The 16325-nt window shown below is 63.1% G+C and carries 14 protein-coding genes; 9 read left to right on the forward strand and 5 right to left on the reverse strand.

Annotated elements, in window-relative coordinates; genetic code table 11:
- Positions 1–69: 69 nt before the first annotated feature.
- The 5 genes from V6F88_RS01810 to map form a co-directional block, all read right to left on the reverse strand.
- Positions 70–591 (reverse strand): M48 metallopeptidase family protein, encoded by a 522-nt coding sequence (locus tag V6F88_RS01810; RefSeq protein ID WP_332607647.1) that lies wholly within the window; start codon positions 589–591, stop codon positions 70–72.
- Positions 588–1082, reverse strand: coding sequence for a disulfide bond formation protein B (locus V6F88_RS01815; RefSeq protein WP_332607648.1), 495 nt, complete (start codon positions 1080–1082; stop codon positions 588–590). Before V6F88_RS01815 ends, V6F88_RS01810 begins: the two co-directional genes overlap by 4 nt.
- A 54-nt stretch (positions 1083–1136) precedes the next feature.
- Positions 1137–1850 carry a MarC family protein gene (locus tag V6F88_RS01820; RefSeq protein WP_332607649.1) on the reverse strand — a complete coding sequence of 238 codons (714 nt, stop codon included), beginning with the start codon at positions 1848–1850 and terminating at the stop codon, positions 1137–1139.
- An 80-nt stretch (positions 1851–1930) separates the two neighbouring features.
- Positions 1931–4537 (reverse strand): [protein-PII] uridylyltransferase, encoded by a 2607-nt coding sequence (locus tag V6F88_RS01825; RefSeq protein ID WP_332607650.1) that lies wholly within the window; start codon positions 4535–4537, stop codon positions 1931–1933.
- 17 nt (positions 4538–4554) lie between these two features.
- Entirely contained in the window at positions 4555–5376 is an 822-nt protein-coding gene (gene map, locus V6F88_RS01830; protein WP_332607651.1) for a type I methionyl aminopeptidase, read from the reverse strand.
- A 784-nt stretch (positions 5377–6160) separates the two neighbouring features.
- On the opposite strand from map, the gene rpsB reads away from it, so the two are divergent.
- From rpsB to bamA, 9 genes are all read left to right on the forward strand, one after another.
- A complete protein-coding gene (gene rpsB / locus V6F88_RS01835; protein WP_332607652.1) occupies positions 6161–6910 on the forward strand; it encodes a 30S ribosomal protein S2 in 750 nt (249 codons plus the stop codon).
- Between the two features lie 181 nt (positions 6911–7091).
- Positions 7092–7970 (forward strand): translation elongation factor Ts, encoded by an 879-nt coding sequence (tsf, locus tag V6F88_RS01840; RefSeq protein ID WP_332607653.1) that lies wholly within the window; start codon positions 7092–7094, stop codon positions 7968–7970.
- A 175-nt stretch (positions 7971–8145) separates the two neighbouring features.
- Complete coding sequence (pyrH, locus tag V6F88_RS01845; protein WP_006219097.1) at positions 8146–8862, forward strand: UMP kinase; 717 nt, start codon at positions 8146–8148, stop codon at positions 8860–8862.
- A 15-nt stretch (positions 8863–8877) separates the two neighbouring features.
- On the forward strand, positions 8878–9438 hold the full coding sequence (gene frr / locus V6F88_RS01850) for a ribosome recycling factor (RefSeq protein ID WP_046807186.1): 561 nt from the start codon (positions 8878–8880) through the stop codon (positions 9436–9438).
- A gap of 179 nt (positions 9439–9617) precedes the next feature.
- Entirely contained in the window at positions 9618–10382 is a 765-nt protein-coding gene (uppS, locus tag V6F88_RS01855; protein WP_332607655.1) for a polyprenyl diphosphate synthase, read from the forward strand.
- Between the two features lie 52 nt (positions 10383–10434).
- Complete coding sequence (locus tag V6F88_RS01860; RefSeq protein ID WP_332607656.1) at positions 10435–11292, forward strand: phosphatidate cytidylyltransferase; 858 nt, start codon at positions 10435–10437, stop codon at positions 11290–11292.
- Complete coding sequence (locus tag V6F88_RS01865) at positions 11289–12488, forward strand: 1-deoxy-D-xylulose-5-phosphate reductoisomerase (RefSeq protein ID WP_332607658.1); 1200 nt, start codon at positions 11289–11291, stop codon at positions 12486–12488. The genes V6F88_RS01860 and V6F88_RS01865 overlap by 4 nt, the downstream gene beginning before the upstream one ends.
- A gap of 43 nt (positions 12489–12531) precedes the next feature.
- Positions 12532–13863: an RIP metalloprotease RseP gene (rseP, locus tag V6F88_RS01870; RefSeq protein ID WP_046807182.1), complete on the forward strand. Its 1332-nt coding sequence runs from the start codon at positions 12532–12534 to the stop codon at positions 13861–13863.
- Positions 13864–13916: 53 nt separating this feature from the next.
- Positions 13917–16250 carry an outer membrane protein assembly factor BamA gene (gene bamA, locus V6F88_RS01875; protein WP_332607659.1) on the forward strand — a complete coding sequence of 778 codons (2334 nt, stop codon included), beginning with the start codon at positions 13917–13919 and terminating at the stop codon, positions 16248–16250.
- The last annotated feature ends 75 nt before the right edge of the window (positions 16251–16325 follow it).

The following is a 16325-nucleotide window of genomic DNA, read 5'->3' on the forward strand; positions in this document are numbered from 1 at the left end:
CGCCTAAGGCGCTATATTTTCAAGCAGAATTGGTACGACCAATGCGTGGGTAGGTTCGCTGCACCGCCTTCAGCTCTGCGGCGCCCACAGCGTTTCGCGCGTTGCTTCCAGATGCGTCAGGTACAGCCGCAGATCGAATTCGTACTGGTGGTAGTGCGGTTCCATCCGCAGGCACAGGTTGTAGAAGGCCTTGTTATGGTCCTTCTCTTTCAGGTGCGCCAATTCATGCACGGTGATCATCTTCAGGAACTGCGCGGGGACGGTCTTGAACAGCGTCGCTACCCGGATCTCGTGCTTGGCGCGCAATTTCCCGCCCTGCACGCGCGAGATGTACGTGTGCTGGCCCAGCGCGTGCTGGATCACATGAATCTTGCTGTCGTACGCCACCTTGTTGATCTGGTCGCCATTGCGCAGATACGTGTTCTTCAGGTCGGTCACGTACTGGTACAGCGCGCGGTCGGTGCGGATATCGTGTGGTCCATCCGGGTAGCGCGCAAGCAGGGCGTCGCCCAGCTTGCCGCGCTCAAGCAGCGTCTGGGCCTGGACGAGCAGGGGTTCCGGATAGCCGGTCAGAAATTTCAGGGCAGTCACAGCCCCGGGCGAGCAGGCGCGCGCCCGAAGACCACCGGCAACGCCATGAAGAACAGGATCACGAAAAGCGCCAGGCTCCACAGAGCGTATTCAATGCCCAGCACCGGCACCTTGGCGTCCATGCAGGTGGCAAAGATGCCGAACACCCAGGGCACGTTGCCTTCCAGGCCGATGCCGGTCATGAAGCGGTCGGCAAATGTCTGGTCGCATGACAGCATGTTGGCCGCCACGGTGTACTGATACCAGGCCGCTACCACGCCGGACAACGACAGCAGCGCCGCCAGCGCGCCGGCGATGCGGGTCAGCGCACGGCCGCCACCAAAGCCGCCCACCAGCGCCACCACGCCGATCACCAGATAGATCAGGCGTTGCAGCACGCACCAGGCGCAGGGCGGCATGTCAAAGACGTGTTGGGAAATCAGGGCGACGCCAACGGCGCCGAAGCAAAACAGGGCAATCAGGCGTAGCAGGCGTTCAGAGCGGGTAGTCATTTTTTTTTAGCTTGTCTTGAGATTGTCGATGCGGGCTTACGGCCCGGCCAACGCTTAGGCTTTGGGAACCGGAATTGGTTGCATTACCTGCGTCAACAAACCCAGCATCAGGTCGCGGGCGCCTTCCCAGAAGATCTGTACGCCCAGGCACAGCATGATGAAGGCGGACAGCCGCATGAACACGGCCGTGCCGTTGTCGCCCAGCCGGTGCAGCATCTGGGCGGCAAAGCGCAGGCAGATATACAGGGTGAGCGACACCGCGATGATGCCCGGAATCGAGCCGCCCAGGCGTACCAGGCTCAGCACATGGTTCTGATCACGCAGTGACACGCCCACGGTGATGGCGGCGGCAATCGAGCCCGGGCCGCAGCTGATGGGAAAGGTCAGCGGGTAGAACGCGCGCGCCTTGGCCATTTCGGGCGTGAACGATTCCGCCATGCGGGCCACGCGCTCGGTATCGGCGTCGGGCGAATTCACCAGCCGCCAGGCGCTGGCGATCACCAGCATGCCGCCGCCCACGCGCACGATCGACAACGAAATGCCGAAGAAACTGAGCAGCACGTTGCCGGCCACCATGGCCACGATCAGCATCAGGCACACGTTGATGGCCACGCGCTTGGCCAGCACCACGCGCGTGGCCGACGAGGCGCCTTCGGTCAGCGACAGGAAAATCGGCGCGATCGCGGGCGGGTTCAGGAAGGGCAAGAGCGTGGCCAGCGCAAAAAAGAAGCTGCCACCAAAGACGCGCAGATAGTCGTTGAGCTGCATGAGAGCGGGCATCGCCTGGCCGAAAACCCGGATTGTATGCGGTCCGGGCGGGGTCTGGCGATGCGGCGGGTGCGGTCAGATCAAGCGACCCGTTGTTGCGCCTCGTCGCCGGCCAGCGCATCAAGGATGTCGCGTTCAAACTGCATCTGGCTGCGGGGGCGGGCCAGGGTGGACCCGTCCACGATGAACACGTCTTCCACGCGGTCGCCTAGCGTCATGATCTTGGCCATCAGCAGGTTGATTTCGTGTCGGGCGAACACGCGCGCCAGGGCGTGCAGCAGGCCGGGGCGGTCGGTGGCCGTGACGGACAAGCGCCACGACGTGCTGCGCTCATCCGGTTGCAACTCGGCCTGCGGCATGACGGGAAACACCCGCGACACGCGCGATTGCCGGTTGCGGCCGTAATGGCCACCCCGGTTGGGCTGTGCCTGCGCCGCCGCGTGCGGGTCCTTCAGGCGTTCAGCCAGTTCGTGTTCCACCAGCGTGGCTTGCGCGCGCAGGTCGCTGGCGCCTTCGGGCAGCAGCACGATAAAGCTGTCCAGCGCCCAACCATGGCGGGTGGTGTGGATGCGCGCGTCTTGAATGGACAGGCTCTTGGCGTCGAAGTAGCCGCAGATCGCCACGAACAGGTCCGGCGCGTCGCGCGTGTAGACCATGATCTGCAGGCCTTCGCCTTGCTCGGTGGGGCGGGCCTTGACCACGGCTTGCGCGGGCGCCACCTGGTGATACAGGTGGCGCGTGTGCCAGGCAATGTCCGAGGCGTCGTGGCGCAGGAAGTAGGCCACGTCCAGCTGGTTCCAGAAGGCCTCGCGGGCGTCGTCGCGCAGGCCGGCCCGGCGCGTCAGGCGCGCCGCTTCTTCCTTGCGCTCGGTCAGCACGGTGTGCGCGTCCGCGTGGGCGCCGCCCAGGGCCGCCAGCGTCAGCTTGTACAAATCTTCCAGCAGCTTGCCCTTCCAGGCGTTCCATACCTTGGGGCTGGTGCCCCGGATATCGGCCACCGTCAGCAGGTACAGCGCCGTCAAGTGGCGTTCGTCTTTGACCGTGGTGGCAAATTCCTGCACCACCGCCGGGTCGGAAAGGTCACGCTTTTGTGCAACGGCAGACATCAGCAGATGCTGGCGCACCAGGAATTCCACCAGCTTGGCGTCTTCCGGGTCCATGCCGTGGTCTTGCGCAAACTTGCGCACTTCGCGGGCGCCCAGTTCGGAATGGTCGCCACCCCGGCCTTTGGCGATGTCATGAAACAGCGCCGCCACGTACAGCAGCCAGTGCCGGTCCAGCCCGGCAATCAGCTGGCTGGCCAGCGGATATTCCTGGGCGTGCTCGGGCATGGTGAAGCGGCGCAGGTTGCGCACCACCGCCAGCGTGTGCTGGTCCACCGTGTAGGCGTGGAAAAGGTCGTGCTGCATCTGGCCCACAATGCGGCGAAACACCGGCAGGTAGCGGGGCAGGATGTTCAGCATGGTCATGCGCCGCAGTTCGTGCACGATGCCGCGCGGCTGCTGAAGTATTTGCAGGAACAGCTTGCGGTTGACCGGATTGCGGCGGAACTGCGCGTCGATGCGGTGGCGCGAATGCCAGATGGCGCGCAGCGTGCGCGCCGACATGCCGGTCAGTTCGGGATGCTGCTGCATCACCAGGAAGGCGCGCAGCAGCAGAGTGGGATTGCGTTCGAAACCGTCGTCGCGAATGATGTCCAGGCGGTCGCGCAGGTTGCGGAAATCGTCGTCGATATCGCGCGCGTCGCTATCGGGGCGCGGAAACAGCCGTTCTTCGATGTTCTGCACCAGGATGCCGTTCAGCTGCGTTACCAGCCGCGCCGCCCAGTAATAGCGCTGCATCAGCAGTTCGCTGCCGCGTCGCGTGGCGGTGGCATGAATGCCGTAGACCTCGGCCAGCGCCGGCTGCAAATCGAACAGCACGCGGTCCTCGCGGCGGTTCGACAGCAGATGCAATTCAATGCGCAGGCGCTTGAATGCCTGCTCGGCCTTGCGCAGATCGCGCGCCTCGGAAGGGGTCAAAAGGCCCGCTTGCGCGACCGACCGCCAGCTGTCGCCAAAGCCCGCCGCGCGCGCCATCCACAGAATCACTTGCAGATCGCGCAGGCCGCCGGGCGATTCCTTGCAGTTCGGTTCCAGCGCGTAGGGGGTGTCGTGGTAGCGCGCGTGGCGCTGCTGCATCTCGACCCGCTTGGCGCGGAAGAAGGCGCGCGGATCCAGCCGCGACTTGGTGGCCGCGTCGAACTTGCGCATCAGGATGCGGCTGCCCGCCAGCCAGCGCGATTCCAGCAACGCCGTTTCCACGGTGATGTCGGCGTCGGCCTCGCGTTCGCAATCTTCAATGGTGCGCACGCTGTGGCCGGGCTCCAGGCCCAGGTCCCACAGCGAGGCCACCAGTCGTTCAATCGCGGTTTCTTCTTCGCGCGTGGGGGCGTGCGGCAACAGGATCAGCAGGTCAACATCGGAATGCGGATACAGTTCGCCGCGGCCATAACCGCCCACCGCCGCCAGCGTGGCGCCCATCGGCAGCGGGTAGTGCTTGACCAGGTCGCGCAGGGCGGCGTCCACGATGCGCCGCAATTCGGACAGCAAGGTGTCCGGGCGTTCGTGCTCGCGAAACTGCGCCACCGCGGCGCGCCGGGACTGCTGGATGCGCTCGCGCAGGGAGCTTAGGAATTCGGCGGTCATGGGCGGGCGGCGGAGCCTTACACGGCGGGGATGACGATGGGCTCGGTGATGAAGGCCGGCGGGGGCGGCATGCCGGGCGACAGCGTCAGCACTTCATAGCCGGTTTCCGTGACGCAGACGGCGTGTTCCCATTGGGCGGACAGGCTGTGGTCGCGCGTGACCACCGTCCAGCCATCGGCAAGCTGGCGGATTTCGCGGCGGCCGGCGTTGATCATGGGTTCAATGGTGAACAACATGCCCGTTTCCAGTTTCACGCCGGTGCCCGGCTTGCCATAATGCAGCACTTGGGGATCTTCATGGAAGCGCTGGCCGATGCCGTGGCCGCAGAATTCACGCACCACCGAAAAGCCGTTGGCTTCCGCGTGCTTCTGAATGGCGTTGCCCACGTCGCCCAGGGTGGCGCCGTTCTTGACCTGCTGGATTCCCTTCCACATGCATTCGAAGGTGATTTCAGTCAGGCGGCGCGACAAGATGGACTGTTCGCCCACGGCGTACATGCGGCTGGTGTCGCCGAACCAGCCGTCTTTGATGATGGTGACGTCAATATTGAGAGAGTCCCCATTTTTCAGGACCTTGTCGCCCGGGATGCCGTGGCACACCTGGTGGTTCACGGACGTACAGATGGCGCCGGTGAAGGGCGGGTAGCCGGGCGGGGCGTAGCCCACCGTGGCGGACTTGACCTTCAATTCATCAGTCAGGTATTCCAGGCAAAGGCGGTCCAGCTCGCCGGTTGTGACCCCCGGCTTGACGTAGGGGGTGATGAAATCGAGGACTTTGGCGGCGTCCTGGCAGGCGGCGCGCATCTTGGCCAGGTCGGCCGGATTGGTAATTGTGCCCATGGAGTAACTTGACGATCTCTCGCTTGAATGTCTGCTTGAAAGAATAGTAGAATTATAGGCTTCCCTAAAATTTTGGGGAGCAATCGGGTTACGGCAAGAGCCGATCCCGACGAAGGTAGGGCTCAAAGCTGGGTTCACTTCTCAAGGCCATTCAATGGCCCAAACGATCTGTTTCATGAGATCGGCGGCATGTCCTGAAGTTTCACCGCAAGCGAAGGTTGTGGAGCGAAATCGGGCAGGCAGTCAGGTTCTGAGGCGGGGCGGGTGGGCTGTTGTGGCCTTAAGCCAAGTGGGGCGGCTGGAATCTTACTCAAGTTGGGGCACGGCGTGCTTGTAAGCCCGGTCATGTTTTTGAGCGGCGATGCAGGTTCGGTATGGGCGCCAGATTAAGTTCTTGAAAACCTTCGGGTTTTTTGAAGAAATGCCCTGGCGGCCTGATGCGCAAGAGGGCGTCAAGCCTGAATGTGAAGAGCTGGATTTCGCTGCCAACAAAACAAGTCCGGGTGCGCTGAACCCCGGAAACTTCCAGGAATCTCCTGGAGTGTCTGGCTCAGCGCCTGCTTGTGTAGAACAAGCATGGGCAAGTGTGCGGTGCAGGGTTCCTGTTGTGTCGGTCGTCTGGGTTTATCGCGGAAGCAGTAGTTTTATTGCGGCAGTGATCGGTCGGCCCGGTTAAAATTTTGTCCATCCCGCGTGTTGCGGGAAATCGCGCGTCTCACCACCCAGGGTGTCAGCCAGATGCTGATGCAGGTGCGGCGCAAGAAACCAACCCTTGGAGAATTACATGTCTTTGATGCGCGAAATGCTGGAAGCGGGTGTCCACTTTGGTCACCAGACCCGTTACTGGAACCCCAAGATGGCTCCGTACATCTTCGGTCACCGCAACAAGATTCACATCATCAACCTGGAAAAGACGGTTGATAAGTACCAGGAAGCCACCAAGTTCGTGAAGCAGCTGGCTGCTCGCGGCGGCAACATCCTGTTTGTCGGCACCAAGCGCGCTGCTCGCGAGCTGGTCGCCTCTGAAGCCGCTCGTTGCGGCATGCCCTTCGTCGACGCTCGCTGGCTCGGCGGCATGCTGACCAACTTCAAGACGGTCAAGACCTCGGTCAAGCGCCTGAAGGACATGGAAGTCGTCGTCGCTGAAGGCGGCGCCGAGCGCATGATCAAGAAGGAAGGCCTGCTGTTCCAACGCGAACTGGACAAGCTGAACAAGTCGATCGGCGGTATCAAGGACATGAACGGTCTGCCTGACGCCATGTTCGTCATCGACGTCGGCTACCACAAGATCGCCATCGCCGAAGCCAAGACGCTGGGTATCCCCGTCGTCGCCGTGGTTGACACCAACCACTCGCCGGACGGCATCGACTATGTCATCCCCGGTAACGATGACTCGGCCAAGGCCATCGCGCTGTACGCCAAGGGCATCGCCGACGCCGTGCTGGAAGGCCGCGAACAGAACATCAATGGTCTGGTCGAAGAGCAAGGCGAAGGTCAGGAAGAGTTCGTTGAAGTGCAGGACAACCAGGCCTAAGCCTGCTGTCATGTCCGGCGATTAGTGTTCGGGGGCGGCTTTTGAAACAGAACCGCTCCCGCCTCGCCGGCACTGCGAAGGTGGGCTCCCATCTTCCTGGCCCGCCACTGGCGGGCGTCCCATCGAATCAAATCACTGCCCCGGCGAGCCGGGGCGTGTCTTAGCAAAAATTGGAGCAAACATGGCTGAAATTACCGCTGCCCTGGTCAAGGAACTGCGCGAGAAGACCGACGCGCCCATGATGGAGTGCAAGAAGGCCTTGACGGAAGCCGAAGGCGACCTGGCTCGTGCCGAGGAAATCCTGCGCGTCAAGCTGGGCAACAAGGCCAGCAAGGCCGCTGCCCGCGTCACCGCCGAGGGCCTGATCGGTCTGTTCATCTCCGCCGACGCCAAGAAAGGCGCCGTGGTCGAAATCAACTGCGAAACCGACTTCGTTGCCAAGAACGACGACTTCGTCGGCTTCGTGAACAAGCTGGCTGAACTGGTTGCCACGCAGAACCCGGCCGACGTCGCCGCTCTGTCGGCCCTGCCGTTCGGTGAAGGCACCGTTGAAACGACCCGTACCGCCTTGATCGGCAAGATCGGCGAAAACATCTCGATTCGCCGCTTCGAGCGCATCGAAACGCCGAATGCGCTGGCAAGCTACGTGCACGGCGGCAAGATCGGCGTGCTGGTGGAATACTCCGGCGCCGAAGAAGTGGGCAAGGACCTGGCGATGCACATCGCCGCCACGAAGCCCAAGGCCCTGAACGCCGACGGCGTGAACCCGGCCGACATCGCCGCCGAGCGTTCGGTTGCCGAGCAGAAAGCCGCCGAATCCGGCAAGCCGGCTGACATCGTCGCCAAGATGGTTGAAGGTTCGGTCGCCAAGTTCTTGAAGGAAGTGACCCTGCTGTCGCAACCTTTCGTCAAGAACGACAAGCACACGGTTGAGCAGCACCTGAAGGCCAATGGCGCTTCGATCAGCAAGTTCGTGCTGTTTGTTGTCGGCGAAGGTATCGAGAAGAAGACCAGCGACTTTGCCGCTGAGGTTGCCGCTGCCGCCGCCGGCGCAGCCTAACCGTCAGGGGTAGTGCTTAAAGGCCGGCACTAGATTAAATTCTAGTCCGGCCTTTTTACGCCGAGGGGCCGGTCCGGGTGCAGCAGCGCCCGGCAGATAGTCAGCCCTGGGGCATTGAGGGTCACCCTCATTCTTGTCTTACACTTTCGTCGGATTGTTCTTCGGGATATCACCTATGAGCAGCAGAGCATACAAACGGGTTCTTCTCAAACTCTCCGGCGAGGCGCTGATGGGCGAGGATGCTTTTGGCATCAACCGTTCCACCATCGTCCGCATGACCGATGAGATCGCCGAAGTCGCCGCCACGGGCGTCGAACTGGCCATCGTCATTGGCGGAGGTAACATTTTCCGTGGCGTCGCCCCGGGTGCGCAGGGCATGGACCGCGCCACCGCCGACTACATGGGCATGATGGCCACCATCATGAACGCGCTTGCCCTGCAAGACGCGCTGAAGCACAAGGGCATCGACACCCGCGTACAATCCGCCCTGAACATCGATCAGGTCGTCGAACCCTACATCCGCCCGAAGGCTTTGCGCTACCTCGAAGAGGGCAAGGTCGTCATCTTCGCCGCGGGCACGGGCAACCCCTTCTTCACGACCGACACCGCCGCCGCCTTGCGTGGCGCCGAAATCGGCGCGGAGATCGTGTTGAAAGCCACCAAAGTGGACGGCATCTACAGTGCGGATCCCAACAAGGATCCCACCGCGACGCGCTATGCGCGGATCAGCTTCGATGAAGCGATCGTGCGCCGTCTGGAAGTCATGGACGCCACGGCCTTCGCACTGTGCCGTGACCAGAAACTGCCGATCAAAGTGTTTTCGATCAATAAGTCCGGCGCGCTCAAGCGAGTGGTCAGCGGCGAAGACGAAGGCACGTTGGTACACGTTTAAAGAAAAGGAAATTCCATGAGCGCAGCAGAAATTCGCAAATCCGCCGAAGCCAGGATGGCCAAGTCGCTTGATACGCTCAAGATCAACCTGGGCAAGATCCGGACGGGCCGCGCCCACACCGGCATCCTGGACCACGTGCAGGTCGAGTACTACGGCTCGCCGGTGCCAGTTGGCCAGGTCGCCAACGTGAACCTCGTGGACGCCCGCACCATCAGCGTGCAGCCCTACGAAAAGCACATGGCCGGCCCGATCGAAAAGGCCATCCGTGAATCGGATCTGGGCCTGAACCCGATCTCGATGGGCGACACCATCCGCGTGCCGATGCCCGCCCTGACCGAAGAGCGCCGCCGCGACCTGACCAAGGTTGTGCGCAGCGAAGGCGAAGACGCCAAGATCGCCGTGCGCAACCTGCGCCGTGAAGCGAACGAAGCCCTGAAGAAGCTGGTCAAGGACAAGGAAATCTCCGAGGACGACGAACGTCGTGCGCAGGACGATGTCCAGAAGCTGACCGATCGCGCCGTGGCCGACATCGACAAGATGGTCGTCCAGAAAGAAGCGGAAATCATGACCGTATAATCCGTGATTGCTTCGGGGCGGGCGGCTTGGCCGTATCGCTCCGGCGTCAGGATTTTCTTGCCCATGCGCCGTCCTTACCATTGCTTCGCAGCACCCTTACGCAGCAATGGAACGACGGCGCAGGTTTTTCTCCCGTAGTTTCGATATTGGCCGGCTTTCCGCGCTTAAGTCCCACATCCATGGCAACCAGTTCGACCCAGGCGGTTCCCGATACTCGCGACATCCCAGAACACGTGGCCATCATCATGGACGGCAACGGGCGATGGGCTACGCGACGGCTGCTGCCTCGCACGGCCGGCCACGCCAAGGGCGTGCAGGCGGTGCGCCGGGTGGTTGAAGCCTGCGGCCGCGCGGGCGTGCGCTATCTGACGCTGTTTGCGTTCAGTTCCGAAAACTGGCGCCGGCCCGCCGAAGAAGTTTCGCTGCTGATGCGCCTGTTCGTGCAGGCGCTTGAACGCGAAATCGGCAAGCTCGAAGAGCAGGGCGTGCGCTTGCACGTCATCGGTGACCTGAGCGCGTTCGAGCCCCGCTTGCAAGAGCTGATCCTGGCCGCGCAGGCGCGCACCGCCCACAACGACCGCCTGCACCTGACCGTGGCGGCCAACTACGGGGGCCGCTGGGACATTCTTCAAGCCACGCGCGCGATGCTCGCGGCCGAACCTGATCTGGCCGCCCACCCCGAGCGGGTCGACGAAGAGCGGCTGGCCCGCCACTTGTCGATGTCCTGGGCGCCCGAGCCCGACCTGTTCATCCGCACCGGCGGTGAGCAGCGCATTTCCAATTTCCTGATCTGGCAGATGGCCTACGCGGAGTTCTACTTCACGGATCGCTATTGGCCGGACTTCGGCGCCGCCGAGTTGCAGGCGGCGTTTGACTGGTATCGCACCCGCGAACGCCGCTTCGGCCGCACCAGCGCGCAAGTCAGCGAAACCGGCGCGCAGTAAGCAGACCGCGACAAGCGCGTCTTTCCAGAGCAGCACACGAGGAGACCGTCATATGTTGGGCCAGCGTATCGTTACCGCCGTCATCCTGTTGGCCATTCTGGCCGCCGCGATGATCAGCGCGAATCCCTGGTGGTTTGTTGCCTTGCTGGCCCTGGCCGCCGCGTGCGCCAACTGGGAATGGCTGCGCTTGACGCTGCCCCAGCCCCCGTCCCCCCTGATTGCCATCGGCGTCGCCGTGCTGTTGTTTTGCGGCATGCTGGCGTTGGCGTCGGCCTGGCTGGCGGGCAACGGCGTGGGCTGGCGCGATCCTGCGTGGGTGTTGCGCTATGTGGTGCCGGCCGTGGCGGCCGTCTGGTTGTTGGGCGGCTTCACGGCCGTAATCCAGGGCCGTTCCGACGCTTCGCCTGCCAGCCTGGGCTGGTCCGTCTTTTCGGTCCCCGCCGCGTTTGCGGCCTGGGCCGTGCTGGCGCAGATGTTCATCGCGCGCGGCGCGGGGTTCGTGGTGTCGCTGTTGGCGCTGGTTTGGGTGGCCGACATTGCCGCTTATTTCGCCGGCCGGGCGTTCGGCAAGCGTAAACTGGCCCCTCGGGTCAGCCCGGGCAAGACCATTGAGGGCGCCATTGCGGGCGTGTTGGGCGCCGTGATCTGGATCGGCTTGTCCAGCTTGTGGGACGGCTCGTTCGGCCATGCGCTGGTTGAACGCTGGAGCTTCGGGCTGGCGTTGCCCATCGCTGCGTTGCTGGGCGTGGTGTCCATCGTTGGCGACCTGTTCGAATCGCTGCTCAAGCGCCGCGCCGGCCGCAAGGATTCCAGCACGCTGCTGCCGGGCCATGGTGGGGTTTATGACCGCATCGATGCGATTCTTCCGGTTGCGCCGTTTGCGCTACTTTTGTCTGGAGTGTTGTTTTGACGGCTTTTCAACGCGTCGTCGTGCTGGGGTCGACCGGGTCGATCGGTGAAAGCACGCTGGATGTGATTGCCCGCCACCCCGATCGGTTGGCGGTTTACGCGCTGTCCGCGTACAGCCGGATGGAACGCCTGGCGGAACAGGCGCAGGCCAGCCACGCCGCCGTTGTGGTGGTGCCGGATGACGCGGCCCGCAAGCAATTCACCGCCGCCTGGAAAAGCAAGCGGGCGATGCCCGAAATCCGCGTCGGCGCCCAGGCGCTGGCGGACACCGCGGCTGACCCTGAATGCGATTCCGTCATGGCCGCCATCGTCGGCGCTGCCGGTTTGCCCGCGGCGCTGGCGGCGGCCCGCAGCGGCAAGCGCGTGTTGTTGGCCAACAAGGAAGCCCTGGTCGCTGCCGGGTCATTGTTCATGCAGGCCATTCGCGACCACGGCGCCGAGCTGCTGCCCATCGACAGCGAACACAATGCCATTTTTCAATGCCTGCCCCACGGCGGGCGCGCGCAGGCGCCCGATGCACCCGCGCCGGGCGTGCGCCGTCTGCTCCTGACGGCCTCTGGCGGCCCCTTCCGGGGGCGCGACCTTGAAGACCTGCACGATGTGACGCCCGCCCAGGCGTGCGCCCATCCGAACTGGAGCATGGGCCGCAAGATCTCGGTGGACTCGGCCACCATGCTGAACAAAGGTCTGGAAGTGATCGAGGCGCATTGGCTGTTCGCCATGCCGCCCGATCGCATCGAAGTCGTGGTGCACCCGCAAAGCGTCGTGCATTCGATGGTCGAATACGACGACGGTTCGGTGCTGGCGCAGCTGGGGCAGCCCGACATGCGCACGCCCATCGCCTACGGGCTGGGCTTTCCGGATCGCCTGGCAAGCGGCGTTGGCCCGCTGGACCTCACGCGTCTGGGCCGGCTGGATTTCGAAAAGCCTGATCTGGCCCGGTTTCCCTGCCTGGCGCTGTCTTTCGCCGCGCTGCGGGCCGGGCAGGGCGCCTGCGTGGCGCTGAACGCCGCCAATGAAGTCGCCGTGGCGGCCTTCCTGGATGGCCGCCTGCCCTACACCTGGATCGCGCGCGTCATCGAAGCCACCCTGGAGTGGCAAGCCGCCCGGGCATCTGTTACGCTCAACAGTCTTGACGAAGTGCTGGCGCTGGATGCCGACGCGCGCATCTTCGCCGGTAACCTTGGGCTGGCCTGATGGCTGGCCCCGCTTGCTTCTGATTCCCTAGATCCCGATCCCGATGCTTTTCACCCTGCTGGCCTTTGCGGTAGCGCTTGGCTCCCTGATCACCTTCCATGAGCTGGGGCACTATTGGGTGGCTCGGCTTTGCGGCGTCAAGGTGCTGCGGTTTTCGCTGGGCTTTGGCAAGGTCATCTTGCGTCGCACGGATAAAAACGGTACCGAATGGGCCGTTTCTGCCTTGCCGCTGGGCGGCTACGTCAAAATGCAGGACGACGCGCCCGCCGGGGCCAGCCCGGCCGAGGCCGCCAGCGCGTTCAACAACAAATCCGTGGGCAAGCGCATCGCCATCGTTGCCGCCGGCCCCATCTTCAACCTGATCCTGGCGGTTTTCCTGTACGCCGGCCTGAACATGGCCGGTACGGACGAACCGCAGGCCATCATCGCCCAACCCGCTGCCGAGACGCCCGCCGCGAATGCCGGCCTGCTTGCGGGTGACCGCATCCTGGCCGTGGACGGCCAGGAAATTGCTTCGTGGTCTGACGCCCGCTGGCGCCTGATGGACGTCATGTCCACCGGCGGCCGCGCGCTGATCGAAGTCAGCACGCCATCCGGCGCCGTCCAGCAACGCGAACTCAATCTACCGCCCAACGCCATGGACCCGTCCTCGGGGGATCCCCTGGCTGCGGCCGGCATCCGCCTGGCTCAACCCAAGCCCGGCGTGCGCGCCGTGAACGACGGCGGGGAAGGGCAGGCGGCGGGTATGCGTACCGGTGACCTGATTGTGGCCATCAATGGCCAACCCACGCCGGAAACGGGATCGGTCATCAAGCAAATCCAGCAAAGTGCCGGCCAGACGCTAACGCTGACCCTGCTGCGCGATGGCGCCAATATTTCGCTGAACGTGACGCCGCGCGCCGAAACAGTCAATGGCCAGGAAATCGGCCGGCTGGGCGTGCAGTTGGGCGGCGACGTGCCGATGGTCACGGTCCGCTATGGCCTGTTCGAAAGCGTATGGCGCGGCGCGGTTCGCACCTGGGATACCGCCTGGTTCTCGCTGCGCATGATGGGCCGCATGGTCACGGGCGATGTCTCGTGGCGCAACGTCAGCGGCCCGGTCACCATTGCCGACTATGCCGGCCAGACCGCCCGAATCGGCATTGTTGCGTATATCGCCTATATTGCCTTGATCAGTATCAGCCTGGGCGTACTAAATTTGCTGCCCATTCCTATGCTGGATGGCGGCCATCTGCTGTACTATCTCGTCGAAATTGTGCGGGGTAGCCCGCCGCCAGCGAGGTGGATCGATATCGGACAGCGCGCCGGCATAGGTTTATTGGCAGGCCTGATGGGCCTTGCGCTGTTCAACGATTTCACGCGTTTATTCACGTAAACGCGATTTAGCATAAAATCCCCCGCCATTTGCACGACCGAGGATACTCAAGGATGTCTTTTCGCCGGATGTTTCATCACAAAAAGGGTGTACTGCCGGGTCTCATCGCCGCATTAATGCTGCCGGCCATGGCCCAAGCCTTCGACCCTTTTGTCGTGCGGGATATCCGCGTAGAGGGTATTCAACGGACTGACGCCGGCACCGTCTTCGGTTATCTCCCCGTCAAGGTGGGCGAGAAATTCACCGAAGAAGAGGCTACCGAGGCCATTCGCCGCCTGTACGGCACGGGCTTTTTCACCGACGTGCAGATCCAGACGGATAACAACGTTGTTGTGGTCGTCGTGCAAGAACGCCCGACGATCGCCTCCGTCAACTTCAACGGCATGCGCGAATTCGACTCCAAGGCGATCACCACGTCGCTGGGGCAGGTCGGTTTTGCCGAAGGCCGCATATTCGACCGCTCGATGCTCGAGCGCGCGGAATACGAACTGAAGCAGCAATACCTGTCCAAGGGCAAGTACGGCGTCGAAGTCACCTCCACCGTGACCCCGCTGCCGCGTAATCGCGTGGGCGTGAGCTTCGACGTGTTCGAAGGCGACGTTGCCCGCATCCAGGAAATCCGCTTCGTCGGCAACAAGGCGTTCTCGGAAAGCGACCTGCTTGACGAGTTCAAGCTGACGACGCCGGGCTGGCTGACCTGGTACACCGATACCGACAAGTATTCCCGCGAAAAGCTGGAAGGCGACCTGGAACGCCTGCGTTCGTTCTACCTGGACCAGGGGTACCTGGAATTCACGGTCGAACCCCCGCAGGTCACCATCTCGCCCGACCGCAAGGACATCCGCATCACGATTACCGTTCACGAAGGCGAACCCTACAAGGTGCGCAGCGTGAAACTGGCCGGCAACCTGCTGGGCCTGGACAAGGAAATCAACGCGCTGGTGCAGACCAAGCCCAACGAGACGTTCTCGGCCGCCAAGGCCAACGACTCGGCCAAGGCCATTACCGACTACCTGGGCGAATTGGGCTACGCGTTCGCCAACGTCAACCCGAACCCGCAACTGGACCGCGCCAAGCACGAAGCCGACCTGACGTTCTACGTCGACCCGAGCCGCCGTGTGTATGTGCGCCGCATCCAGATCGGTGGCAACACCCGCACGCGCGACGAAGTTGTGCGCCGCGAAATGCGCCAGCAGGAAGCCGCCTGGTACGACGCCAAAGACATCAAGACGTCCCGCGACCGCGTTGACCGCCTGGGTTACTTCAGCGACGTCAACGTCAAGACCGATCCGGTTCCGGGTTCGCCCGACCAGGTCGATGTGAACGTCGACGTGAAAGAAAAGCCCACCGGCATGATCAACCTGGGCGTGGGCTACGGCTCGTCCGAAAAGGCGATTCTGTCGGCCGGTATCAGCGAAGACAACGTTTTCGGCAGCGGCACCAACCTGACGCTGCAATTGAACACCAGCAAGACGAACCGCGCGGTCGTGCTGTCGCACACCGACCCGTACTGGACCAAGGAAGGCATCAGCCGCACCACGTCCGCGTACTACCGCGTGACCGAGCCCTGGAACAACAACGACGGCGACTACCGCGTCAAGGCCATCGGCCTGGGCATGAACTTCGGTATTCCGATTTCGGAATACGACCGGATCTTCCTGGGCGCCAACTACGAACACAACCAGATCGACCTGTTCACGAATTCGCCGCAGGCGTACAGGGACTTTGTGGGTCAGTATGGCGATTCGACCAACTCGGTCATCTTCAGCACCGGCTGGTCCAAGGACACGCGTGACAGCGCGCTGGCGCCGACCAAGGGGTCGTACACCCGCCTGAAGGCCGACGTGTCCACCGTCGACCTGCAATACACGATGTTGACGGGCCAACAGCAGTACTTCGTGCCGCTGGGGGGGTCGTACACCCTGGCCTTGAACGGCATGGTGGACTGGGGCCGCAGTTACGGCAGCAAGGATTACCCGGTCATCAAGAACGTGTATGCCGGCGGTATTGGCACCGTTCGCGGGTATGAGGGCTCGTCGCTGGGTCCGCGCGATACGCTTACCGGCGACTACCTGGGCGGTACGCGCCGTATCGTGGCCAACGCGCAGTTGTATCTGCCGTTCCCGGGCGCCACCAAGGACCGCACGCTGCGTTGGTTCATCTTCAGCGATGCGGGCCAGGTCGCAGCCGGCAGTGGTCTTAGTTGCACCCGCGGCCGCGACAACACCGAAGTCGAGGATCCTTGCGGCTGGCGTTTCTCGGCGGGTGTCGGCCTGTCGTGGCAGTCGCCGATGGGACCGTTGCAGCTGTCTTACGCCCGTCCGCTTAACTCCAAGCAGGGTGACGACAAGCAAAGCTTCCAGTTCCAGATCGGTACCGGTTTCTAAGCGCGCCGTTACGCTTGAAAACAAGGGAGGGGCCCCCGGGCCCGGCTCCCTTGCTGTTTAGTGGCACAATACACA

It is taken from the genome of Achromobacter sp. ESBL13, assembly GCF_036668755.1.
GTDB lineage: Bacteria > Pseudomonadota > Gammaproteobacteria > Burkholderiales > Burkholderiaceae_B > Achromobacter.

Coding starts and splice junctions, on each gene's coding strand:
- V6F88_RS01815 (WP_332607648.1), bottom strand. CDS start 1,082: ATGACTACCCGCTCTGAACGCCTGCTACGCCTGATTGCCCTGTTTTGC.
- V6F88_RS01820 (WP_332607649.1), bottom strand. CDS start 1,850: ATGCAGCTCAACGACTATCTGCGCGTCTTTGGTGGCAGCTTCTTTTTT.
- V6F88_RS01825 (WP_332607650.1), bottom strand. CDS start 4,537: ATGACCGCCGAATTCCTAAGCTCCCTGCGCGAGCGCATCCAGCAGTCC.
- map (WP_332607651.1), bottom strand. CDS start 5,376: ATGGGCACAATTACCAATCCGGCCGACCTGGCCAAGATGCGCGCCGCC.
- rpsB (WP_332607652.1), top strand. CDS start 6,161: ATGTCTTTGATGCGCGAAATGCTGGAAGCGGGTGTCCACTTTGGTCAC.
- tsf (WP_332607653.1), top strand. CDS start 7,092: ATGGCTGAAATTACCGCTGCCCTGGTCAAGGAACTGCGCGAGAAGACC.
- pyrH (WP_006219097.1), top strand. CDS start 8,146: ATGAGCAGCAGAGCATACAAACGGGTTCTTCTCAAACTCTCCGGCGAG.
- frr (WP_046807186.1), top strand. CDS start 8,878: ATGAGCGCAGCAGAAATTCGCAAATCCGCCGAAGCCAGGATGGCCAAG.
- uppS (WP_332607655.1), top strand. CDS start 9,618: ATGGCAACCAGTTCGACCCAGGCGGTTCCCGATACTCGCGACATCCCA.
- V6F88_RS01860 (WP_332607656.1), top strand. CDS start 10,435: ATGTTGGGCCAGCGTATCGTTACCGCCGTCATCCTGTTGGCCATTCTG.
- rseP (WP_046807182.1), top strand. CDS start 12,532: ATGCTTTTCACCCTGCTGGCCTTTGCGGTAGCGCTTGGCTCCCTGATC.
- bamA (WP_332607659.1), top strand. CDS start 13,917: ATGTCTTTTCGCCGGATGTTTCATCACAAAAAGGGTGTACTGCCGGGT.